This is a genomic window from Labrys methylaminiphilus subsp. lupini, from assembly GCF_051161885.1.
In the GTDB taxonomy this organism is placed as follows: Bacteria; Pseudomonadota; Alphaproteobacteria; order Rhizobiales; family Labraceae; genus Labrys.
In genome coordinates, this window is sequence record NZ_JBMDIH010000001.1 from 5,150,000 (window position 1) to 5,173,679 (window position 23,680).

General features: G+C 67.0%; 12 protein-coding genes. 4 read left to right on the top strand and 8 right to left on the bottom strand.

What is annotated here, in order from left to right:
- Window positions 1–70 precede the first annotated feature (70 nt).
- From ACN6KF_RS24130 to ACN6KF_RS24160, 7 genes are all read right to left on the bottom strand, one after another.
- The gene (locus ACN6KF_RS24130; protein ID WP_434959289.1) at window positions 71–2,614 is read right to left on the bottom strand and encodes a sensor histidine kinase; all 2,544 of its coding nucleotides are present in this window, start codon (window positions 2,612–2,614) and stop codon (window positions 71–73) included.
- Window positions 2,601–3,275 carry a response regulator transcription factor gene (locus tag ACN6KF_RS24135; protein WP_434959290.1) on the bottom strand — a complete coding sequence of 225 codons (675 nt, stop codon included), beginning with the start codon at window positions 3,273–3,275 and terminating at the stop codon, window positions 2,601–2,603. Before ACN6KF_RS24135 ends, ACN6KF_RS24130 begins: the two co-directional genes overlap by 14 nt.
- 340 nt (window positions 3,276–3,615) lie before the next feature.
- Window positions 3,616–4,086, bottom strand: coding sequence for a DUF1178 family protein (locus ACN6KF_RS24140; protein WP_434959291.1), 471 nt, complete (start codon window positions 4,084–4,086; stop codon window positions 3,616–3,618).
- Entirely contained in the window at window positions 4,083–4,925 is an 843-nt protein-coding gene (locus ACN6KF_RS24145; protein ID WP_322433494.1) for a carbon-nitrogen hydrolase family protein, read from the bottom strand. Before ACN6KF_RS24145 ends, ACN6KF_RS24140 begins: the two co-directional genes overlap by 4 nt.
- Before the next feature lie 122 nt (window positions 4,926–5,047).
- Window positions 5,048–5,305, bottom strand: a complete 258-nt coding sequence (gene grxC / locus ACN6KF_RS24150) for a glutaredoxin 3 (RefSeq protein WP_434959292.1) — start codon at window positions 5,303–5,305, stop codon at window positions 5,048–5,050.
- A 131-nt stretch (window positions 5,306–5,436) separates the two neighbouring features.
- Window positions 5,437–6,540 (bottom strand): DUF1963 domain-containing protein, encoded by a 1,104-nt coding sequence (locus ACN6KF_RS24155; protein ID WP_434959293.1) that lies wholly within the window; start codon window positions 6,538–6,540, stop codon window positions 5,437–5,439.
- Between the two features lie 19 nt (window positions 6,541–6,559).
- The gene (locus tag ACN6KF_RS24160) at window positions 6,560–7,330 is read right to left on the bottom strand and encodes a ComF family protein (RefSeq protein ID WP_434959294.1); all 771 of its coding nucleotides are present in this window, start codon (window positions 7,328–7,330) and stop codon (window positions 6,560–6,562) included.
- Between the two features lie 179 nt (window positions 7,331–7,509).
- Here ACN6KF_RS24160 and ACN6KF_RS24165 point away from each other — a divergent pair, with 179 nt between their 5' ends.
- From ACN6KF_RS24165 to ACN6KF_RS24180, 4 genes are all read left to right on the top strand, one after another.
- Entirely contained in the window at window positions 7,510–8,253 is a 744-nt protein-coding gene (locus ACN6KF_RS24165; protein WP_434959295.1) for a Crp/Fnr family transcriptional regulator, read from the top strand.
- On the top strand, window positions 8,219–10,327 hold the full coding sequence (locus ACN6KF_RS24170) for a CHASE2 domain-containing protein (RefSeq protein WP_434959296.1): 2,109 nt from the start codon (window positions 8,219–8,221) through the stop codon (window positions 10,325–10,327). Before ACN6KF_RS24165 ends, ACN6KF_RS24170 begins: the two co-directional genes overlap by 35 nt.
- Before the next feature lie 805 nt (window positions 10,328–11,132).
- Window positions 11,133–21,815: a hypothetical protein gene (locus ACN6KF_RS24175; RefSeq protein ID WP_434959297.1), complete on the top strand. Its 10,683-nt coding sequence runs from the start codon at window positions 11,133–11,135 to the stop codon at window positions 21,813–21,815.
- 23 nt (window positions 21,816–21,838) lie between these two features.
- Window positions 21,839–22,390, top strand: coding sequence for an invasion associated locus B family protein (locus ACN6KF_RS24180; protein ID WP_434959298.1), 552 nt, complete (start codon window positions 21,839–21,841; stop codon window positions 22,388–22,390).
- A gap of 130 nt (window positions 22,391–22,520) precedes the next feature.
- On the opposite strand, the gene htpX is transcribed toward ACN6KF_RS24180, so the two are convergent.
- Window positions 22,521–23,483: a zinc metalloprotease HtpX gene (htpX, locus tag ACN6KF_RS24185; protein ID WP_434959756.1), complete on the bottom strand. Its 963-nt coding sequence runs from the start codon at window positions 23,481–23,483 to the stop codon at window positions 22,521–22,523.
- Window positions 23,484–23,680 lie beyond the last annotated feature (197 nt).

Here is a 23,680-nt window from a genome sequence, read left to right on the forward strand (position 1 = left end):
CCACGTCTCGCTCCGGGCCTTGCAAGGTCCGGTTGCAGAGACGATAGCAACTATTCCTGTCAGCGACCTGTCAGCGCGAGCCGTCGGTGACGAGTTGGCGCCAGGTCGCCAGGAAACGGGCCTTGCGCTCCTGATCGAGCGCCACCAGCAGGGCCGGGCCGAGCGTGATCGGCTGCAGCACGCCGCGCGAGGCGGCGCTGATGCGTTCCGCCGTCCAGCCGCCCGGCGTGCCGGGCACGATCGAGCCGAGGGCGGCCTGGCCGGCCACCACCGCCTGGCCCCGGGGGGAGAGGACATAGTCGATGAAGGCACGCCCGAGATCGGGCTGGTTGGCCCAGCGCGGCACCAGCATCACCCGGGTGAGGATGAGGGCGTAATCGTCGGGAATGATGATGCCGATGCGCTTGTCGAAGCGCTGGCGTGCGTAGGCGTAGGAGCCCAGCACATTGTAGCCCAGCGCCAGGGAACCCGAGGCGATACCCTCGAGGATGGCCGGGCTGGAGCCGGAGAGCTTGACATCGGCCCGGCCGAGCGCGCGGGTCAGGCGCCAGAAATTCGAGGAGATCTGGGCATCCTGCGCCGCCAGCAGATGGCCGACCCCGCTCTGGCCGATGTCGTAGGTCGCGACCTTGCCGCGGAAGCGCTCTGTCTCTTTCTCCAGGAGTTCGGTGAGAGCCAGATGGGAGTGCGGGGCCTGGCCGTCGGGCACCTGGGTGCGGTTGTAGACGATGACGATTGGCTCGAAGGTGAAGCCGAAGATTTCGGAACGCCAACTGGCCCAGGCCGGTAGGGCCGGCAGCAAGGGCGAGGCATGGGCAAGGGCGTGGCCGTCATTGGCGAGCTTGACCTGCAAATCGGCCGCCGAGGAAACCAATAGATCGACATCGATATCCAGCCGGCTCTCCAGCGTGCGCTGATAGAGCGGCAGCGTGTCGGTCTCCTCATAGCGCACGCTGACGTCGGGGCGCAGTTCCTGGAAGTCGTGGATCAGCAATTCGAACTGCGGCGTGTCGGTGGTGCCGAGGATCGAGAGTGTTGGCCCGCCGGGCACCGGCGCCGGATAGAGCTTGGCCGCGGCCTGGGCCGTGTCGTTCCAGCCGCCGCCGATGGCGATGCCGAGGGCCAGAGCGAGCGCCGCCATGCCGCGTCTGAGGACGGCGCGCCCTCTCGCCTGTACCGGCACCAGCGGCAATTCGAGACGGACCTCCAGCCCGCCGCCGGGCCGGTCGTGCAATGACAGGCTGCCGCCATGGGCCTGCACCACGGTGCGGGCGATCGGCAGACCGAGCCCCGAGCCCACGGTGCCGGCACCGCTCTTCCCTCGCTGAAAGCGCTGGAGCACGATGTCCTTCTCGGTATCGGGAATGCCCGGGCCGTGGTCGCGGACCATGATGAGCAAGCGTTCGCCCGGCGCCGTATCAGCCACGATCTCCACCACGCTATCAGGGGCATAGAGCAGGGCATTGCCGGCGAGGTTGCGCAGCATTTCCTGCAAGGCGAGGCGGTCGCCCATGAGACGGGCGCCGGCCAGGGCGGGCGCGACGGTCACGGTGAGCCGCCTGGTCTCGTCCGGATCGAAGCGGCGTGCGACATCCTCGACGATGTCGGCGATGGGGATGAGGGCGGATTCGCGGCTCTCGAGCCGGTGGGTCAGCGTCGCCTCCATCAGGAGTTGGCTGACGAGCTCGCTGGCATGCACGGCGTTGCGATGGATCTTGGACACACGCTCGTGCAGGGCCTGGTAGTCGCTTTCGTCCAGCGCCACTTCGGCCTGGGCGCGCAGGGAGGCGAGGGGGGTGCGCACCTGATGGGCGGCGTCGGCGACCACGCCCGACAGCGCGTTCATCACGCTGGCGAGGCGGCGCATGAAATCGTTGAGGGCGGCGACGAGCTGGCTGACTTCTATCGGTACCGGCACGGTGAGAGGGGAAAGATCCTGCGGCGCGCGATCGCGCAGCGCCGCCTCCACCGTGGTGAGCGGGGCGAAGGCCCGCTGCACGCCGAACCAGACCAGGGCCAAGGCGAGCACGAGGATGCCGATCAGCGGCAGCACCGCCCGCGAGACGATTTCCGAGGCGAGAGCGGTACGTGCCCCGCGGGTTTCGGCGACCCGGATGGTCACCCAGCCGGCGGCGCTGCTAGCCGAGATCAGGCGGCCGATGCTGGCGACGCGCACGGGTTCGCCGTGATAGCGCGAATCGGCGAAGGCGGTTTCAGCCGAGCGCACGGCCGGCAATTCCTCGGCGAGATCGCCATAGCCGGTGACCAGGGCACCATCGGGAGCCTCGACCTGGTAATAGATGCGGTCGCCCCCCGAGCCGAGCATGGCGAGGGCCGCATAGGGCAGTTCGACGGTGACACGGCCTTCCTCGACCAGCACGGCGCCGGCGATGGTGAGCGCGGAGGCGGTGAGGAGGCGGTCATAGGCCTGGTCGGCGGCACGGCGGGCATAGGAATGGATGAAGACGATGAAGGCGAGCGCGGCGATGGCGAGCACCAGCAGGGCCGCGGCCAGCACGCGGCGGCGGATCGAGGCGGTTGCGCGCGCGGTGGTCGCCAGGGAGACGGGTGCGGATGCGACGGTCACGGGCGTGACGGGATCAGGGACCGTCATGCCGCCGCGCCATATAACCCGCGCCGCGCATCGTCACGATCTCGATGCCGGCACCCTGCAGCTTGCGGCGTAGCCGCGAGACCAGCAGTTCCAGGGCGTTGACCGTGACCTCGTCGTCCAGGCTGAACACCTGGTCCATCAGCCGTTCCTTCGGCGCCACCTGGCCGAGCTTGGCGACGAGAATTTCGAGCAGGCGGAATTCGCGTCGCCCGCAATCGATGGGCTTGCCCTGGATCGCGACCGTGCGCGCCGCGAGGTCGATCGTCAGGGCCTCGACCTCGATGGTGCTCGCGCGCATGCCGGCCGGCCGCCGCATCACCGCACGGAGCCTCGCCTCGAATTCGCGCAGATCGAAGGGTTTGACCAGATAGTCGTCGGCGCCGAGGTCGAGCAGGCTGATCTTGTCGTCGACCTCCGAGCGGGCGGTGACCACCAGCACCGGGGTGCCGTGGCCGGCCCGGCGCAGATCGGACAGGATGGCGAAGCCATCGCGGCCCGGCAGCATCACGTCGAGCACCACCGCGTCGAAGGTTTCCTCGCGCAGGCGCTCGGAGGCGAGCGTGCCGTCGCGCAGCCATTCCACGGCATGGCCGGAGCTGCGCAGCCTCGCCACCATGGCATCGCCCAGATCCTCGGCGTCCTCGACCAGCAGGATGCGCAATCGACCTCCCTTTTCGTTGGGGAGACTGTAGGGCCGAGCGGGCGCATAGGGAAGGCGGGATTGGGCGGCGGACCCAAGGAACGCCGGACCCACGATGATTGAGGCGCGACCTGCCTTCTCCACGCAGTGGGGAAGGTGGCCCGACGAAGTCGGGTCGGATGGGGTGTGGAGGGCAATGTGCCGAGCGGACGTGGATGGCAGGACGGTTGTGCCGTTGTTGGTTGGCAGAGCGCACTACCCGCACACCCCATCCGTCATTTCTTCGAAATGACACCTTCCCCACTGCGTGGAGAAGGCTTGCCGTGCTTGATTGGGAGCGGTCCGGTGCTGCGATCCGCGTCTAGTTTCGATCGTCCGGCAGCATGGGCAGAGGCAGGATGTCGATGCCATCCTCGAGCAGGCTGCGGACATCCTCGCCGGTCGCCTCGCCATGGATGGTGCGATGCTCGCTCTCGCCGTCATGCATCTTGCGCGCTTCGGCGGCGAACTTGTCGCCGACATAGTCGGATTTCGCCGTCAGCATGGCATGCAATTCGCGCACCTTGGCACGCAAAGCCTGTTCCTCCGGAGAGGTCAGAGCCACCGGCTGTGGCAAGGCCGGCAGGTTTTCGCGAATTTTGGTGTCGGGGTTCCCGCTTTCGCGGTCCTTGCGGGCCACCTGCGGTGCCATAATGGCCTTGCCGACCTTGGTGGAGGCGCAATGGGCACAGCTCAGCAGTCCGTGCTCGGCCTGGTCGTCATAGGCGGCACTGTCGCGAAACCAGCTTTCGAACTCGTGACCCTGGTCGCAGACGAGCGAAAAACGAATCACTCTGCAGCCCTCAGCGCCGGTTCCGTCTTCACCGTGAAGGAGCGCGCATTCTTGAGATTGGGGATCTTGCCGCGCGTCGCCGCCACGGCGTGCACGTCGATCTCGCCATAAACAAGCCCGAGCGTGTCGCCGGCATCGGCGACCACGCGTCCCCAGGGATCGATGATGACGGAATGGCCATAGGTGTCGCGGCCGTCGTCATGATGGCCGACCTGGGCGGCGGAGATCATCCAGGCGCCGTTTTCGATGGCGCGGGCGCGCTGCAGCACATGCCAATGGGCTTCGCCCGTCTGCTTGGTGAAGCAGGCCGGTGCGCTGATCACGTCGGCGCTGGCATCGCCATAGGCGCGGAAGAGCTGGGGAAAGCGTACGTCGTAGCAGATGCCCAGGCCCAGCCGCGCGAAGGGCAGGTCGACCGTAACCGCATGATCGCCGCCGACATAGGCATTGGATTCACGCCAGGATTCGCCGCCGGCAAGATCGACGTCGAACAGATGGATCTTGTCGTAGGAGGCGAGCACTTCGCCCTTGGGATCGATGACGAAGGCGCGGTTGGCAGCCTTGTCGCCGACACGCACGGCCATGGAGCCGATATGGAGATGCAGGCCGTTATCGCGCGCGATCGCACGAAAGGCGTCGAGCTCGGGATTGCTCTGCTCGTCGCCGATGGCGGCCATCATGGCCGCCCGGTCGCGGTTGACCACGGTGGTCATCTCGGGTGTCTGCAGATATTCGGCTCCGGCGGCCTTGGCCTCGCGGGCGGCGGCGGCGACGGTTGCGACATTGTCCGATGGCACCAAGCCCGAGCGCATCTGCAGAACGGCGGCTTTGAAACGCATGGATCCGTCTCCCCATAGTGTTTTGCGATTTGGCGGAATCACCAAGAATCGCAAAGATGCGTCGAAACAAAGAGTTAGAGCAAACAAGCGTTCAGTCGTGAACGCGCTTTGCTCTGGTGCTCTCAGGCGGCGATAAGTTTGTCGAGGCCACCGGCTGCTTCGAGATCATGAAGATCGTCGCTGCCGCCGACATGGGTCTCCCCGATGAAGATCTGGGGCACGGTACGGCGCCCATTGGCGCGCAGGCTCATGGCTTCCTGCAGTTCAGGCTTGCCGTCAACGTCGATCTCCTCGAAGGGAATGCCCCTGCGGGTGAGCAGGGCCTTGGCCGCCTTGCAATAGGGACACCAGGATTTCGAATACACGACGACGGGCGGCATTGCCTTCATTCCATCCACAAACAACCTCGCCCACAGATGGGAAGGCACGGAGCCAAAATCAATCGGCATTATAAGCAGTTGCGGCAGGCCGACAAGCAGGGGCGCGGCGGCCTGCATGGCTGTGTTCCTGCTTATTGCTTCTGGAACACCATCCAGGCCCGGTCGAAGGCGCGTATGCGCATGTCGTGCTCGCGCATGAGGATGTAGAGCGCGCCTGAGGGCAGCAGGCCGAGGGCATCGTCCCGGCCGATCTGCAGCAGCAGGCGCCAGCGATCCGCCGCGCGCAGCAGCCTGCGAGCCTCGGCGCTGGCAAAGGCTTCGCCCGTGCCGCAGAAAATACCGTGCGAGGCCAGTTGGGCTTGGGCCTGCATGCCGTTCTGCAGGGGGCGCGGCCAGCCGCCGAGCTGGTGATTGGCGCCCTCCCTGCTATCAGGCATGCCATAGCGGCCGAGCCAGATCTCGTAGCGGATCTCCTCGCTGTCCTCGTCCCAGAAAGTCGAAGCCTCCTCGCCATGTGGGAAGGCGTCGAAACCCTTGTCGCTCGGCGGGATGGCGGTGACGACCGGGCGCGCCGCCACGGCGGCCGGCTTGAAGCGGCCGCTCCATCGCTCCTGCGCCAGAGCCGCCAGGGCGGCGGGTTCGGCCTTGCGCTCCAGACGCTCGAGCGGTGTCTTGTCCCAGATCAGGCGCAGCCCGGCCGCGGCATGGGGGTCATAGGATTTCGGCTTCGCCCAATAGTCGCAGAACAGCAGCAGGCGACCATGATGTGGCAGTGCCGCGGGAAAACCAGGGGTCAGCGACAGGGAAGCCAGATCGAGCTGGGCGATGAAAGCCAGGGGAAAGGCCGATGTGACCGCCGCTGCAAGATCGCTCTGCTCGCGACTGGCCTCGCGGGCGTGCTCGGCCGTCAGCGACGAGCCCGGCCGCGTGGCCTCGCTGGCCAGACGATCGGCCTCGGTGAGATGGATCTGGGCACGTTCGACAGCATCGCCATAGGGCGGGCGTTCTGGCCAGGCCATACCGTCAGGCAGGTCGGGCAGACCGCCGATCTTGCTGGCGCCGAGCGGAATCCGGCTTTCGTCGCAAGGCGTGGTCTCCAGCACCAGCGCCGGCCGGGCCTGTTCTGCGAGCCGGGCGATACTCGCTGGAGCGAGGCCGGCTTCGAGCAGGGAACTCTGCAGGGTCTCGCGGCTGTCGGGCCAGGCGAGAGGGGGCGATTGCGGTATCGGATTCAAGACAGGTAGTCCCGTTCGGTTACTCGATCGGCGTCGCCACCCGGGCGAACACCAGCATGTCGACAGTGGCAGCGCCGGCCCGCAGCAAGGTGCGCGCCGCCGCCTCGCCCGTGGCGCCCGAGGTGAGCACATCGTCGATCAGCACGATGCGCTTGCCCTTTATCGCCGGCCGGGCGCCCGGCGAGACCGTAAAGGCACCCTGCACGTTGCGGGCCCGTTCCTTGCGGCTGAGGCCGACCTGATGGGCCGTGCGCCTGGAACGGCCGAGCAGCAGGGGCTCATAGGCCACGCTGCTGCGGGTGCTGATCTCGCGCGCCAGCAGGGCGGCCTGGTTGAAGCGCCGGCGCCACAGGCGCAGGCGATGCAGCGGTATCGGCACCAGCATGTCGGCGCCGGCGAGCACATCCTGCCCGGCCTGGACCATCAGCCGGCCCATGAAAGGCGCGATCTCGACGCGGTCGCCATATTTGAGCCGGTGCACCAGCTCGATGGCGGCGCCATCATAGCGGGCCGCGGCCCTGGCCCGGCCATAGGCGGGCGGGTCGGCGATCGCCTGAGCCGAAACCATGCCCTCGCCGTGATCATAGACGAAGGGAATGCCGAGTCTCTCGCAATAGGGACGTTCGATCAGGGACAATTGCTGCCAGCAGGCCACGCACAGATTGGCGTGGCTGGCGGTGGTCTCCCGGCAGCTCAGGCAGCGCGGCGGCAGGATGATGTCCGCCAGCCGGCCTCCCGCCCGCAGGAGCAGGCGCGACAGGGAAGAGGAGGCGGTGGCGGAAGCGGACATGCCGGCAAAGTGACAAAGATTGCCGAGCCTGTCATCAGGACATTACGGTTGAAGTCCAGCTGATATTATGGAAGTCGTGGCGGTATTATGAGAACGCCACGCAACCAGATTTGCCGAGCGGGCTCGACATCGCCATTATACCCGCCATATTTATGCCCCAGATCGGAATAGTTGCGTCAATGTCCGTCCCGCTCCGTAACGCTATTTCCCGCCTTGACCTGTTTGCCGGCGCCAGCCCGGAGGACATCGACGCGGTCGCAAATCTCGCCGTCGAACAGCGTTTTCGCGACGGCGAATCGATCTTCTCGCGGGGGGCGCCGGGCGAGGGCATGCTGATCGTGCTGCAGGGCACCATCCGGCTTTCCATCGTTTCGGTCGAGGGACGCGAGCTGATCCTGCGCGAAGCGGCTCCCGGCGACGTGATCGGCGAGATCGCGGTGCTGGACAGCGGCCGGCGCACGGCTGACGCCACCGCGGTCGGACCGGTGGTGGCAGGCTTCATTGCGCAGGCTTCTTTCGTGCGGCTGCTGGCCACGCGTCCGGCGCTGCAGATGCCGATTTTGCAGGTGCTGTGCGCCCGGCTGCGCGACACCACCGACCAGCTCGAATCGATCGCGCTCTATCCGCTCGAGGCCCGCCTGGCGCGCTTCCTGCTCTGGCATGTCAAGCGGTACGGGCGCACCCGCGCCGATGGTGCCCGCAGCGCACCTTTGACGATCTCGCAAAGTGCCATCGCCAGCTTCGTCGGCGCCAGCCGTCCCAAGGTCAACCGGCTGCTCGCAGCCTTCGAGGAGCGCGGTGCGATCGAGCGGCGCGGTGCCATCGTGCATTGCCACGTCGCCGCGCTCACCCAACTGGCTCAGGCCGAGACGGCGCCCGGGGAGGCGCATGGCGGCGCCGGCCTGGATGGTGCGCGTGGCTGATCCGGCCTTCAAGCCTGCGATTGCCACAGGCCTGGCGGCCTTCATCCTCGGCCTCTGCTTTCTTGTCTACAATCCCGGCGGGGCCGCCAACTCCCTGCGCGAAGAAGCCTTCGACTTCATCGAGAGCGTGATCCCGCCCAAGCGCCTGCCGGACGGCGTCGTGGTTGTTGACATCGACAGGCCCAGCCTCGCCGCCAAAGGAGCCTGGCCCTGGCGGCGAGGAGGGGGGCTGACGGATCTGGTCACCAAATTGCAGGACGCCCAAGCGCAGGTCATCGGCGTCGATATCCTGCTGGATGGCCCGGACCGGCGTTCGCCGGGGCCGATGCTGAGGGTCTACGCCAAATCGACCGGCCGGACGGAACTGGCGACGGTGGCCGACAGCCTGCCCGATGAGAACAAGCAGCTCGCCGAAGCGATCGCCCGTTCAGATGTCGTGCTTGGCCTGCTGCCTGACGAGGCCGGCAAGGATGCCCTGCCTTTTCCGCCTCCGATCATTCCGGCGCCGCAGCAGGACCTGTCGCAGAAGGCCGCCGGCGTCGTTGCGCCATCCACCGCGCTCGTGGATGGAGCCGTCGCGATCGGCGCCTTGTCCCTCGCGCCTGTGACCGGCACGAAAGTGCGCCATGTGCCGGTATTCGTGCGGGGTGGTAGCGAGATCTATGCGGGTTTTGCCATGGAGGTCTTCCGGAGCGCGCAGCACGCATCCGCTTTCCTGCTCGATCCCGACGGCACTTCCGCATCGGTGGGAGACACGCACATTCCGTTGCGTGAGGGGGCTGCCGTGCGGCTTCATCTCACCGCTCCCTCGAATTGGCGCGCGCGGACCGTTTCGGCTGCCGATGTGCTTGATGACAAGGTGCCGGCCCAACGCTTTGCCGGGCGCGTCGTGCTGATCGGTGCCAGCGCTCCGGAGGCGGGCGCACTTCTTCCCACTGCGGTGGGTCCCTTGACACCGACCGTGCAGGTCCAGGCCGAGGCGATCGAGGGCCTGCGGTCGGGCGATATCCCGCAGCGCATCCACAATCCGCGGCTGATCGAGCCGCTCGCCGCCTCCGCCATCGGCCTCGTGGCCCTGGCGGCTGCGTTGTGGCTCGGCCCCTTGGCCGCAAGCTCGGTGCTGGCGGTGCTGATGCTGGGCTGGATCGGCTTCAGTGCCGGCCTGTTTGCCAGCACGCGCCTGTTGATCGATCCGGCCGGCCCGCTGATCCCGGCGATCGCCGCCGCCAATTCGGCCCTGGTGGTGATGTTCGCCCATACCCGCAAGCTGCGCGGGGCGATCGAGCGCAAGTTCGGGCGCTACCTCTCGCCCGAGATCGTTCGCCGGCTTACCGCGGCCCCGGAAGAGTTGAAGATCGAGGGTGAACTGCGCGAGGTCACGGCCCTGTTTTCGGACATTGAAGGCTTCACCACCATGTCCGAGAACGCCGAGCCGCGTACGTTGGTGGGCGCCCTCGATGCCTATTTTGATGGGGTCTGTGCCATCGTCATCCGCCATGGCGGCATGGTCGACAAGATCGTCGGCGATGCCGTGCACGGGCTGTTCAACGCGCCGCTCAATGTGGAAGGGCATGCCAGGGCGGCGCTCGACTGCGCCATCGAGATCGGCCGCTTCACCACCGAATTCCGCCAGCGCGAGGATGCCAAGCGCCTCGGCTTCGGGCGCACCCGTATCGGGCTCGATACCGGGCCGGTGATCGTGGGCGATGTCGGTGGTCTCGGCCATCTCGATTACACCGCCCATGGCGATGCGGTGAACTCGGCGGCGCGGCTGGAAGCCCTCAACAAGCAGTTCGGCACCACGGTCTGCCTCGGCGCACGTGCGGCGGCGGCCATCGGCGAGCCGGAGCGGCTGCGGCCTCTCGGCAATGTCGTGCTACGCGGCCGCGCGGCGCAGACGGCGATCTTCAGCCCTTGGCCCGATGACGCGACATCCGAGCGACGTCAGGCCTATATGGCTGCCTATGACCGGATGGCCTCCGAACCGGCAGAGGCCAGAGGTTTGTTCCAGGCGCTTGCATCGACCTGGCCCGAGGATCCGGCGGTCGCCTATTGGGTCAGGACGCTCGCCTGAGATCGGGTGAATGCCGCCTCCGGTGCAGCGTCGCGCGGAGTAATAAAATACCCCTCAGGGCGTTTGCCGAGATGAGCGTCAGATACTTGCGGCATTATCGGCTTTTTGATCAGTTTGAATTAAAAAACAAAGTAAATGATATGTTTTAACTTTAGTTTATGTTTCATATTGCTCGCATATTATTTTTAATCTGTTTCAATTTATGTATAGGTAATTTAAATATTAAAACTTTATAGAGGCCCTCCATCTGTGTAAGTATATATCTATACATTGTAGAGATTAATTTTATATAGTCGTGACTTGAGCGTGAAATGTGAAGTAAAAACCTAAAAATACGACATTCGCCGTATAGAATGGAAAAGATTGTTGGGTTAGTTTTTGTCCGCGGGGACCAAAAATCCGCGCCTAAGCCGATTCGGCCTTACCGGGGGGTAAGATGTGCCGGGTCTGGTGAGGGGGCGGAGGCAGTATCCCCGCGGCGGGGTTCGTTATCTCAACTTGTTGGAATCACCGGCCGGCATCGACGTCCTGCGTCGCGGCCAGGCGGTATCAGCATGCCGTAGATCCCCGCCGATGTCTGAGTGGGTGGGGATTTCGAATGACGCGTCATCGTCGTGACCTGAGTTGCGTTGCCGAGCAGGGAAAGATCTTGCACGGGGCGTCGCCGAGATGGATATGGGCACTCAAGTCCAGCCTGCTAGGCGTCTCTCTGGCGGCCATCGGCGCGGCGACGCCCGCTCTCGCGGCTTGCTCCACCAGTGGTTCGACGCAGACCTGTACCGGAGACCTATCCGGGGGTGTGCAGGTGAATGCGGGCCCGACCACCCTCAACGTCAACACCTTGAGCGGGCCCGTGAACGGGCAGGTCCGCCTGCAGCAGAATGGCGGGGATGGCGGCAACGGCCATGACGGCGCGCTGTTCGTGCCGCCGGCATCGGGTGGCGGCGGCGGTTCGGGCGGCGGCAGTGCGCCGACCGTCACCGGCCAGAGTTTCAACCAGACCACGGGCGTCGCCGTCATCAATTACAGCGACGGTTCCATCATCACGCTGACGCCGAAGGCTGGATCGGGCAACGTCTATACGAAACAGACTCAGACACCCAAGAGCGGTGGCGGTTACGATACAACCTCCGTCGATATTCCCGCCGCCATCACCCCCAACGATGCCGATGGTTCCATCACCATCTCGCTCGGCACCAATGGCGATGCCGGCACGATGACCATCAAGCCGGGCGCCGGTGGCGGCAGCCTCACGGGCGGCGGTCTCAATCTCAACTATGCCGGCACGGGCCAGACGCTGACGACCTCGGGACAGCCTGGGGTGATCGCCATCAGCCGGGGCGGCGACGGTGGCGATGGCGGTGACTATTATCTCGGTGGCGGCGGCGCGCGCGGCGGCAGCGGTGGCGCCGGTGGCAGCGCCACCGTGACCAGCAAAGGCAATATCACCGTCACCAATGGCTATGGCGTGATGGCGCAGTCCATCGGTGGTAGCGGCGGCCATGGCGGCGGCTCCTATACGGTGGTCGGCAGCGGCGGCGAGGGCGGCAAGGGCGGCGCCGCGGGCGCGGCGAGCGTGACCGCGGGCGAAGGCACGATCACCACCTATGGCGATAATTCGGGCGGTCTGGGGGCTATCAGCCAGGGTGGCAGGGGCGGTGCGGGCGGCAGCGCCGGCGGCATCGTCGCCTCCAGCGGCGATGCATCGGGCGCGGGTCGCGGCGGCTCGGCCTCGGTCACGGCGCTGGAAGGCCTGACCATCGTCACCCACGGTGCCAATTCCCATGGCTTGCTCGCCCAATCCATCGGCGGCAGCGGCGGCAGCAGCGGCAGTGCCGGTGGTCTCGGCGCCATTGGTGGCCAGGGTGGCACGGGAGGCGACGCCGGCACCGTCGATGCGCGCAATTTCGGTGATGTCACCACCAGCGGCACCCACTCTTTCGGCATCCTCGCCCAATCGATCGGCGGCGGCGGCGGTTCGGGCTCCGGCGGCGGCGGCCTCGTCGTGCTCGGGGCTGACGGCGCAGCCGGCGGAGCCGGCGGCAATGTCACCGCGGTCAATGGCGGCAGCATCACCACCAAGGGCTTCAATTCCACCGGCATCTTCGCTCAGTCGATCGGCGGCGGCGGCGGTGACGGCGGTTCCTCCGGCGGTCTCGTGGCGATCGGCGGCAAGGGCTCGACCACCAGCAATGCCGGATCGGTCAACGTCACCAATGCGGCCGGCGGGTCGATCACGACCTACCAGTCCTTCTCGCAGGGCATTTTCGCGCAATCGGTCGGCGGTGGCGGCGGCAATGGCGGCTCCTCAGGCGGCCTCTTCACCGTGGGCGGCCAGGGTGGCTCGGGCGGCAATGGCGGTACCGTCACGGTCACCAGCGCCGGCCTCATCGAAACGGGCGTGAATGCCAAGAACAATTCGAGCCTTGTCACCGATTCGGCCGCCATTTTTGCCCAGTCCGTCGGTGGTGGCGGCGGCAATGGCGGCAATGCCCTGGCCGTCGGTACCGGCATCACGGTGGCTTTGGGTGGCAAGGGCGGTGTCGGCGGTACGGGCGCGAATGTCAGCGTCCTTCGTGACAATGCCGATCCCTCTCAGGCCAGCAGCGCCTCGATCATCACCTGGGGTGACCGCTCGGCCGGTATCTTTGCCCAGTCGGTGGGCGGCGGCGGCGGCAATGGCGGCTTCGGCATCAGCGCCAATGGCGGGCTGATCAGCGCCAGCGTCGCGTTGGGCGGCAGCGGCGGCGACGGCGGTGGCGCCGGCAATGTCCAGGTCGACACCAAGGGCAGCATCCAGACGCATGGCAGTGGCTCGACCGGCATCTTCGCCCAATCGGTGGGTGGCGGTGGCGGCAATGGCGGCCTGGCGGTGGCTGGTTCCGCAGGGCTCGTCCAGGCTTCGATCGCGCTCGGCGGCGGTGGCGGCAAGGGCGGCGATGCCGGCACGGTCAATGTCTCCAACCTCTCCGTGATTACGACGGCAGGCGACAATGCCAGTGGCATCCTGGCCCAGTCGGTGGGCGGTGGCGGCGGCAATGGCGGCGTGACGGTTGCGGCCGGCCTCGGCCTTGCCAGTGCCAATGTCGGTCTCGGCGGCAGCGGCGAGAAGGGCGGATCGGGCAAGAGCGTCACCGTCGACAGCAACGGTGACATCGCGACCGGCGGCAAGAACTCTTCCGCCATCCTGGCCCAGTCGATCGGCGGCGGTGGCGGCAATGGCGGCCTGGCCGTCGGCGCGGGGATCAGCGGGGTCGGTGCGTCGGTGAGCCTCGGCGGCAGCGGTGCGCAAGCGGGGCATGGCGATACCGTATCGGTGACCTCGACCGGCAACCTCCTGACCAAGGAGGACAATTCGGCGGCCATCCTGGCCCAGTCGGTGGGCGGCGGCGGCGGCAATGGCGGCTCCACGGTGGCTGGCCAGCTCTCGGTTGCCGGCAATGTCAATGTCGGCCTCGGCGGGACGGCAGGCGGTGGCGGCAATGGCGGCGCCGTAACGGTCAAGGCCTATAAGCCGGCGGGCGCGACGGGCAATACGGCCACGCTCGAGACCGACGGTGACAATTCGGCCGGCATCCTGGCGCAGTCGATCGGCGGCGGCGGTGGCAATGGCGGCTTTGCCGGCGCGCTCGCGCTTTCGGGCGGCGTTTCCGCCGGAATTTCCCTCGGCGGTGGCGGTGGCAGCGGCGGCAGCGGCGCTTCCGTCCTGGTCGACCAGAACCACAACATCCTGGCCAAGGGCGACAATTCGGCCGGCATCCTGGCGCAATCGATCGGCGGTGGCGGCGGTAATGGCGGCTTTGCGGCTACCTTGAGCGGCAGCGTTCCCCTGGTCGGCGTCTCCGGTTCGGCGGCGGTGTCGCTGGGCGGCAAGGGTGGCGCCGGCAACAATGCCGGCACGGTTTCCGTCACCAGCAATGGCGCGATCCAGACCGAGGGCGATCGTTCCGACGCCGTGCTGGCGCAGTCGATCGGCGGTGGTGGTGGCAATGGCGGTTTCGGGCTCTCCGGTTCCTTCAATGTCGGCGGCGTCGGGGCTGCCTCCGTTGCCATCGGCGGTAGCGGTGGCGCGGGTGCCGATGCCTCCCTCGTGACGGTAAAGAGCACCGGCCCGATCCTCACCAAGGGCGAGGCTTCCAACGGCCTCGTCGCCCAGTCGATCGGCGGCGGCGGCGGCAATGGTGGTTTCTCGGGTTCCGCCTCGCTGTCGACCAGCGTTTCCATCGGTGTTGCCGTGGGGGGCACCGGTGGCAATGGCGGCAATGGCGGCGGCGTCAGCCTGACCAACCAGGGCGCGGTCCAGGTTACCGGCACCAATGCCGCCGGTGTGCTTGCCCAGTCGATCGGCGGTGGCGGCGGCAATGGCGGCTCCAGCATCGCTGCGACCCTGGGCGGATCGGCCGGCCTGTCGGTCGCCGTCGGCCGCAGCGGGGGCAGCGGCGGCACCGCGTCCGCGGTCAACGTCACCAGCAATGGCGAGATCGTCAGCGGGGCCGGCACGGGCAGCGTTTCCGACGGCAGCTACAAGGCTACCACCGCCAATGGCGGCGGCATTCTGGCCCAGTCCATCGGCGGTGGCGGCGGCAATGGCGGCTTCAGCGGCTCGCTGGCTCTCGGTGGCGCCGGCGCCCTGTCCCTGTCGCTCGGCGGCAGCGGTGGCGATGGCGGTACGGCCGGCACGGTGAACGTCCAGAACGGCACGCAGCAGGCCAGCAACATCACCACGCTCGGCGATCTCTCGGCTGGCATCACAGCGCAGTCGATCGGCGGCGGCGGCGGCAATGGCGGCTTCGGCATCGGCGTGTCCGGTTCGGGCGTCGTTTCCCTCTCGGCCTCCGTCGGCGGCAAGGGCGGTTCCGGCAACACGGCCAGTGCGGTTACCGTCGGCAGCACGGGCGACATCGTCACCTTCGGCAATTTCTCTGCCGGTATCGCGGCCCAATCGATCGGTGGCGGTGGCGGCAATGGCGGCTTTGCGGTGTCCGGCAGCATCGCCCTCGCGCCCGAAGGCGGTGGCAGCGCGGCCGTGGCGGTCGGCGGTTCTGCCGGCAGCGGCGCGACGGCAGGCAATGTCGGCGTGACCAACAAGGGCATCGTGGCAACCTTCGGCACCTCGTCCACCGGCATCCTGGCGCAATCGCTGGGGGGCGGTGGCGGTAATGGCGGCTTTGCCGCCGCGGGCGCCATCACGGTGTCGCCCGAGGGCGGCGCGAGCATCGCGGTTGCGGTCGGCGGCGCCGGTGGCAATGGCGGCACGGCCGGCAAGGTCACGGTCTTGCAGACCGGCGCTGTCGCGACCGAAGGCGATCAGTCGACCGGTGTGCTGGCCCAATCGATCGGCGGCGGCGGCGGCAATGGCGGCTTTGCCGGCACGCTCTCGGCCAATATCGGCAATGGCGTCGCTTTGGGCGCCAGCGTCGGTGGTTCGGGGGGCGACGGCGCTAAGGCCGATGCGGTCGAAGTCACCGTCAACGGTGATGTCTCGACCGATGGCATCCTGTCCAGTGGCGTGGTCGGCCAGTCGATCGGTGGTAGCGGCGGCAATGGTGGCTTCTCGGTTGCCGGTTCGCTGCAGATCGGGCAGGGCGGCAGCCTGAATGCCAGTATCGGCGGCTTCGGCGGCGATGGCGGCAAGGCTGGCAGCGTCAATGTCAGCCATACCGGCAATATGCAGACCAAGGGTGACCTGTCGCTCGGCCTCCTGGCGCAATCGATCGGGGGCGGCGGCGGCAATGGTGGTTTTGCCGGCAGCCTCAGCGCGACCATCGGCGAGGGCGTTGCCCTGGGCGTTTCGGTGGGTGGTTTCGGCGGCGGCGGCGCCACGGCCGGCAACGCCAAGGCCAGCAATATCGGCAATATCGCAACGCTCGGGGCTGGCTCGACGGCCATCCTGGCCCAGTCGATCGGCGGCAATGGCGGCAATGGCGGTGCCAGCGTGGCGGGCGCCATCGGCGTCGGCCAACAGAATGTCAGCCTGGCGATTTCCGTCGGCGGCTTCGGTGGCGATGGCGCCAAGGCCGGGTCGGCCGAGGTTGACAGCACCGGTCTGATCTACACCAAGGGGGCTCTCGCCCATGGCCTTGCAGCCCAGTCGATCGGTGGCGGTGGCGGCAATGGCGGCTTTTCGGTCGCCGGCAACCTGAATGTCAGCACCGGCACGGGCGGCAGCGCGTCCGTCAGCGTCGGCGGCGGCGGCGGTTCGGGCAGCACCGGCGGCGACGTCACCATCAAGTCGAACATCGGCAAGGTCCTGCCGACCGACAACAGCGCCACCATCGAGACGGATGGAGATGGTTCCAATGCCATCTATGCCCAGTCGATCGGCGGCGGCGGCGGTTCGGGCGGCTTCTCCGGTGCGCTGTCGCTGACCTTCAGCCAGGGCGCGACTGCCGGCTTCGGCCTCTCCGTCGGCGGCTTCGGCGGCACCGGCAACCATGCCGGCACGGTCAATGTCACCAGCGTCGACAATATCCTGACCAAGGGTGACGGCTCCAACGGTGTCCTGGCGCAATCGATCGGCGGTGGTGGTGGCGATGGCGGCTTCAGTGGCGCGGCGACCATCACTGGCGGCGCTTCCGGCAGTACGCAAGCCGGCGTTTCCGCTTCGCTCGGCGGCTTTGGCGGCGCTGCCGGCAATGCCGGTGCCGTCAACATCGACTCCAAGGGCCTGATCACCACCCTCGGCGACCATGCCTATGGCGTGCTGGCCCAGTCGATCGGCGGTGGCGGCGGCAATGGCGGCATGAGCTTTGCCGGTGCGGTCGGCGTCAGCCAGAATGCCGTCGACGTTGCCCTGAGCGTGGGTGGTTTCGGGGGCGCGGCTGGCACGGGCGGCAATGTCAGCGTTACGCGCAACGGTATGATCACCACGGCGGGCGATTATTCGATCGGCCTGGCCGGCCAGTCGATCGGCGGCGGCGGCGGCAATGGCGGCATGTCGATCACCGGCGCCTTCGGCGGCACGAGCTCCAAGAATATCAGCGCCTCGCTGGGCGGCTTTGGTGGTGCCGGCACCGGTGCTGGCCTCGTCACCATCGGCAATGTCGGCGATATGGGCACTAAGGGCATCGGCTCGCAGGCGATTCTCGCCCAGTCGATCGGCGGCGGTGGCGGCAATGGCGGGCTTGCGGGCTCGGCCGTGTTCGGCGTCGGCGGCGAAAACACCAATCTGAACTTCGGGGCGGCCGTCGGCGGCAAGGGCGGCAGCGGCGGTACCGGCAGCGATGTCAAGGTCACCAGCAACGGCAATCTGCAGACGCAGGGCGATGCGGCGCAAGGCATCCTCGCCCAGTCGATCGGTGGCGGCGGCGGTAATGGCGGCTCGAGCCTCTCGGGGGTGCTCGGCGTCGGCGGCGCCAGCCAGGGCCGCACGATCAATGTCAGCTTCTCCGTGGGCGGCCTCGGCGGCGACGGCAATACCGCCGGCAATGTCGCCGTCGACCAATCCGGCTCGATCCAGACGGATGGCAATGGCTCACATGGCATCCAGGCCCAGTCGATCGGCGGCGGTGGCGGTAATGGCGGCCAGGCCAATTCTCTGGCCCTGCTCCTGACCAAGGCCTGCACCCTGCCGGTCGTCTGCACGGCGCCAGAGGAGACCAAGAACAACTTCTCCTTCCAGGCGACGGTGGGCGGCTTCGGCGGCACCGGCAACGATGCCGGCACGGTCACCGTCGGCAATGACGGCGTGATCGTCACCAAGGGCGATGCCTCCAGCGGTATCTTCGCCCAATCGATCGGCGGCGGCGGCGGCCAGGGCGGCAGCGCCATCATCGGCCTGCAGGACGTGGTGCCTAGTCCCTACAATTACGCCACGCTCGCGGCCATGCCCTTCGGTGCCGTCGGCATCGCCAAGAACTACGTGGTCGCCGTCGGCGGCTATGGCGGCTCGGCCGGCAATGGCAATACGGTCTCGATCGACAATCAGGGGCAGATCCTGACCCAGGGTATCTATTCCTGGGGCATCTTCGCCCAGTCGGTTGGTGGTGGTGGCGGCAACAGCGGCAATGCCGTCGCGGGCCTGACCGGCACGATCGGCCTCGGCGGCGGTGCGCTCGCCAATCTCCTCGGCGTCGACAGTGGCTCGGCCGGTGATGGCGGCATCGTCACGGTGACCAACGGCAAGTCGGGTGACGTCAGTGTCGGCGCCATCCAGGCCAACGGCATCATCTCCTCCGGCGCCATCTTCGCCCAGTCGATCGGCGGCGGCGGCGGCCAGGGCGGCGCGGGCTCCGGCCTGATCGATATCGGCGGCGATGGTGGGGCGGCCGGCAATGGCGGTGCCGTCACGGTCAACAATTACGCCTATCTCGGCACCAAGGGCCTGTTCTCCACTGGCATCACTGCCCAGTCGGTCGGTGGCGGCGGTGGCACGGGCGGTGGCGGCTCCCTCAGCGCTCTCGCCATCGGCGGTGCCGGCGGCGCTGCGGGCAATGGCGGCACGGTTGCGGTCGCCAATGCCGGCGAGATCTTCACGGAGGGCCGTGAGTCCAATGGCGTCACCGCCCAATCGGTTGGTGGCGGCGGTGGCACCGGTGGCGGCTTCCTCTATGACAAGCAGGGCATCGGCAGCCTCGTCGGCAGCGTCAATCTCGTGCAGGTCGGCGGCAGCGGTGGCGCCTCGGGCGATGGTGGCAGCGTCGGCATCGCCAATGCCGGCTTCGTGCAGACCAAGGGAGACTTCTCCAACGGCCTGTTCGCCCAGTCGGTCGGTGGCGGCGGCGGCATCGGCGGCGGCGGCCTCGGTGCGGTAGCGATCGGCGGCAAGTCAGGCGCCGGCGGCAAGGGCGGCGACGTGACCGTCAGCAATGCCGCGGGCGGCAAGCAGGTCAAGCTTTCCAATGACCCCAGTGTCAAGCCGATCACCGTCAGCATCATCACCACCGGTGACCAGTCCAATGCCATCATGGCCCAATCAGTCGGCGGTGGCGGCGGTTCGTCCGGCGAAACCTACGGCCTCGTCTCCTTCGAGCGCGGCGCGGCGGCCGGCAGCGATGGCGGCACGGTCAAGGTCACCAATGCCGGTTCGCTGCTGACCTTCGGCCAGAATTCCACGGCCATCTTCGCCCAGTCGGTCGGCGGTGGCGGCGGCTATGCTGCCGCGGCGACCGGCCTCGGCGCCTGGGGCGCGGATGCCGGCGGCGGCGGGAATGGTGGTGCCGTAACCGTCACCAACACGGCCGAACTGATCGCGACCAATGGCACCAATGCACACGGCATCTTCGCCCAGTCGATCGGCGGTGGCGGCGGCGTGGTCAATTCGCTGGGCGGCCTCACGGTGCCCAAGCCCTTCATCGATGCCTTGCCGGAAACCGCGCAGGGCGTGGTGACCAATCTGCTCGACGGCAAGAGCGTCGGCATCGGCTTTGCCGGCTCCGCTGGCGGCGACGGCAAGGCGGGCGATGTCACCATCAACGAGACCGGGGACATCACGACGGCAGGCTCCGGCTCCTTCGCCATCCTGGCCCAAAGTGCGGGCAAGACCAATGGCAACATCGCCATCACCGTCAATGCCGACAGCACCATCATCGGCGGCACCGGCATGGGCGCCGGCGTCGGCTTCCTCGACGGCGCGACCAACACGCTGAGCAATGCCGGCCTGATCGCCGACCTCGGCAAGACCGTCGGTCTCGCCCTCGACAAGGACAAGAAGCTGATCGGGACCGGCTGGATCGATGGCCTCGCCATCTATGGCACGGCCGGCAACGAGGCGGTGACCAACACCAACCTGGTCACCGGCTCCGTCAAGCTCGGCGCCGGCCTCAACAGCTTCGACAACAAGAACGGCGCCTGGTTCGTCACCGGCGACACCATCCAGCTCGGCGATACCGCGGCGCATCTGTTCAGCAATTCGGGCTTCATGGCCATCGGCGGCATCAACCGGGTCTTCACCACCAACGAGACCGGCTATTTCTCCCAAAAGGCCGACGGCACCTATATGCTGGACTTCGATCTCGACCGGAACGCCAATTGGAGCACGACGTCGTCGTCGGCGACAACGCTGGTGGCGGCCGTGCCGGATCTGAGCAATCCCGGCTTCACCGATCTGGTGAACGTCTCGGGTGCGGCCGATCTCGCCGGCAAGGTCTCGATCAACCTCCTCAATCCCGGCAAGGCGACGCCGGGCACCAGCGACCATGTCATCGTGCATACCGAAAAGGGTGTCAGCGACAACGGCATGACCATCGACGCCATCCCCACGGCGGTGGCGAAGTACAGCCTGATCTTCACCGATTATGATGCGATCCTGCGCACCAAGATCGACTTCTCGGCAGATGGCCTGACGAGGAACGGGCATTCCGTCGGCAATGCGATCAATGCGATCCAGACCGACCAGACCTCGCCCAAATTCGTGCCGCTGGCGGCTGCCATCTTCTTCCAGCCGGACCTGGCCTCCCTGCAGAAGACCTACGACTCCATCGACGGCGAAGGCACGGCCGGCGTGCAGCAGACGCTGTTCTCCGACAGTGGGGCCTTCATGCGCTCGGTGATGCAGCAGGCCGATTTCTGGCGCAACGCCAATGCGGTCGATCTTACCGGCAAGACCGTCGGCGGCTGCAGCGCCGATGTCGGTGGGAAGACCGAAAAGGGCGCTTCCTTCTGCGACACCCGCCTGTGGCGTGCCTGGGTCACCGGTTATGGCGGCAGTTCCTCCTTCGACGGCAACACCGTCGTTGGCTCGGGCAATCTGAAGACCCACAACCAGGGCCTCGCGGCGGGCATCGATTACCAGCTCGATCCCAACTATCTGATCGGCCTGTCGGTCGGCGGAGGCCATTCGAGCTTCGGGGTGGAGCAGCGCGCCACCACCGGCAAGGTGGATGCCGGCCATTTCGCGCTGTACGGGGCGGCCAAATACGGCAATTTCTACGCCAACGGCTTGCTCGGCTTCGATGTGATGCACGCCACCATCCAGCGCTACGCTATGATCCAGGGCACGGATGCCCCGGTCAATCCGGTGGCGGGCGCCTATGACGCGCTCGGTAACAGCTTCGATGGCCGCGCCATCAGCGGGCGTCTGGAGGGAGGCTACAAGGCCAATTTCTCCGGCGTGAACGTCACGCCGTTCGCGGCGCTGCAGTTCTCTTCCCTGCATCTGGACGGCTCGACCGAGCACGCCCAGGGCACCAATGGCGGGCTCGCCCTCAATTATGCCGGGCGGACCATCAACTCGTTCCCATCCTTCCTGGGCGCGCAGATCGATACCCGCTTCTATTTCGGCGAGACGACCTATCTCGAACCCTTCCTGCGCGCCTCATGGGTGCATGAGTTCGCGAACCGGCGTTCGGTCGAGGCTGGCTTCACCGCAGCGCCCGGCTATAATTTCGTGGTCTACGGCGCTTCGGCGCCGCGGGATTCAGCCCTGGTGGAAGCGGGCGTGAACCTGGTCTCGGCCTCGGGCCTGTCGGTTTACGGCAAGTTCAGCGGCAATTTCTCCAAATCCTCGCACGATCTTACCGGGTCGGGCGGGCTTCGCTACAGCTGGTAAGATCGAAGGACGGATAGGCGACGATGCATCGTGTGGTTGAAATGACGGTGGCTGCGGGGCTGGCCTGCCTCTTGGCGGGCAGCGCACAGGCGCAGGCCAAGAAGCCTGCCGCCCCCGAGGCGCCCAAGGCGGCAGCTGCGGCGCCTTCCGCGGCACCGGCTCCCGCGGCACCCGGCTGGGTGACGCGCTGCACCGCGGACGCTCGGCAGGGGCCACTCGACTGCGTGGTCGAGGAGAATGCGGTGATGAACAATACCGGCCAACTCGTGGTCGGCTTCTCGGTACGCGTTCCCAGCGACACCCGCGCTCCCGTGGTGCTGGTGCGCCTGCCGCTCGGGCTTTATCTGCCAGCCGGCCTCAAGCTGCAGGTCGATGACGGCCAGCCGGTGGGCTATCCCCTGCAGACCTGCGACGGCGCGGGCTGCTATGTTGGCACGCCGCTCGATGCCGGGCTGCTGGCCCGGATGAAGACGGGCAAGCAGCTCAAGACGACCTTCCAGAACCTGCAGCGCAACGATGTCAGCGTGCAGTTGCCGCTTACGGGCTTTGCCGAGAGCTACGCCAAGATCCAGTGATATCGAGGCTCGACGATGCCGATGCATCCGAGACTTGAACACCCCGCGATTTCCGGCACCGGATCAAGGATCCGGCGAAAACCGCGGGACGGATCCATGAGGCATTTTCAATGCTTCCTGGTACGTCGGCTCAGCCCCACGGGCCTTTCGGATTCTCCGGGCCTTTCGGGCTTTGCGGGCCGCGAGGGCCGAGGTCGTCGAGATTGACGCCCTCGACGAAACCGCCCTGACGGGGCGGTTGTCGTCCCGCGCCCATGCGCCGGGCCTGTTCTTCCAGCGCGGCGATGCGGTTCTGGGTGTCGGGATGGGTCGAGAACAGATTGTCCATCGGCCGTCCCGACAGCGGATTGATGATGAACATGTGCGCCGTGGCGGGATGGGCCTCGGCCTGCTCGTTGGGAATGGCATGGGCGGCATTCTGGATGCGCGCCAGGCCCGAGGCGAGTGCCAGCGGGTTGCCGCTGATCTCGGCGCCCAGGCGGTCGGCCTCATATTCGCGTGAGCGCGAGATCGCCATCTGCACCACCATGGCAGCCAGCGGCGCCAGCACGGCGAGCAGGATGCTGCCGATTGGGCCGAGCGAATTGCGCTCGCGATTGCCGGAAAAGAACATGCCGAAATTGGCCACCATCGAAATGGCGCCGGCCAGCGTGGCCGTAACGGTCATCAGCAGCGTGTCGCGATGCTTGATATGGGCAAGCTCATGGGCGATCACGCCCGCGACCTCGTCGCGCGACAGCGACTGCAGCAGGCCGGTATTGATGGCAACGGCTGCATTGGCGGGATCGCGCCCGGTGGCGAAGGCATTGGGCTGCGGATCGTCGATCAGATAGAGCTTGGGCATCGGCAGGCCGGCATTGCGGGCAAGCCCGGCCGTGAGCTTGTAGAGCCCCGGCTCGCTGGCGGGACTGACCTCGCGGGCTCCATACATCGACAGCACCATGTCGCCCGAGCGCCAATAGGCGAACAGGTTGGTGCCCACGGCCACCAGAAGGGCGATCATCATGCCGCCCTTGCCGCCCAGCATGAGCCCGATCACCATGAACAGGGCCGTCATGCCGGCGAGGAGCAGGGCGGTGCGCGCGTAATGCATCGGAAGGAACCCGTTCGTCATGGCCTGAAAATCGGGTCTGCGATGGTCCATGCGCAAGAGGGTTGCGCATGAAAATTTCGTCACGTGGAAGCTGTAATGTCAGTCAGCGATAGGTTTGACTGGCGAGGACGTCGTTACGAGGACGCCAAAGCGGCCCGGCAATCGATATATTCGGCGCAATGCTGGACGGCTTCACT

Excerpts from the sequence above, each read along its gene's own strand:
- ACN6KF_RS24180 (WP_434959298.1), top strand. The coding sequence starts at position 21,839 with ATGCATCGTGTGGTTGAAATGACGGTGGCTGCGGGGCTGGCCTGCCTC.
- grxC (WP_434959292.1), bottom strand. The coding sequence starts at position 5,305 with ATGCCGCCCGTCGTCGTGTATTCGAAATCCTGGTGTCCCTATTGCAAG.
- ACN6KF_RS24170 (WP_434959296.1), top strand. The coding sequence starts at position 8,219 with ATGGCGGCGCCGGCCTGGATGGTGCGCGTGGCTGATCCGGCCTTCAAG.
- ACN6KF_RS24165 (WP_434959295.1), top strand. The coding sequence starts at position 7,510 with ATGTCCGTCCCGCTCCGTAACGCTATTTCCCGCCTTGACCTGTTTGCC.
- ACN6KF_RS24160 (WP_434959294.1), bottom strand. The coding sequence starts at position 7,330 with ATGTCCGCTTCCGCCACCGCCTCCTCTTCCCTGTCGCGCCTGCTCCTG.
- htpX (WP_434959756.1), bottom strand. The coding sequence starts at position 23,483 with ATGCATTACGCGCGCACCGCCCTGCTCCTCGCCGGCATGACGGCCCTG.
- ACN6KF_RS24130 (WP_434959289.1), bottom strand. The coding sequence starts at position 2,614 with ATGACGGTCCCTGATCCCGTCACGCCCGTGACCGTCGCATCCGCACCC.
- ACN6KF_RS24145 (WP_322433494.1), bottom strand. The coding sequence starts at position 4,925 with ATGCGTTTCAAAGCCGCCGTTCTGCAGATGCGCTCGGGCTTGGTGCCA.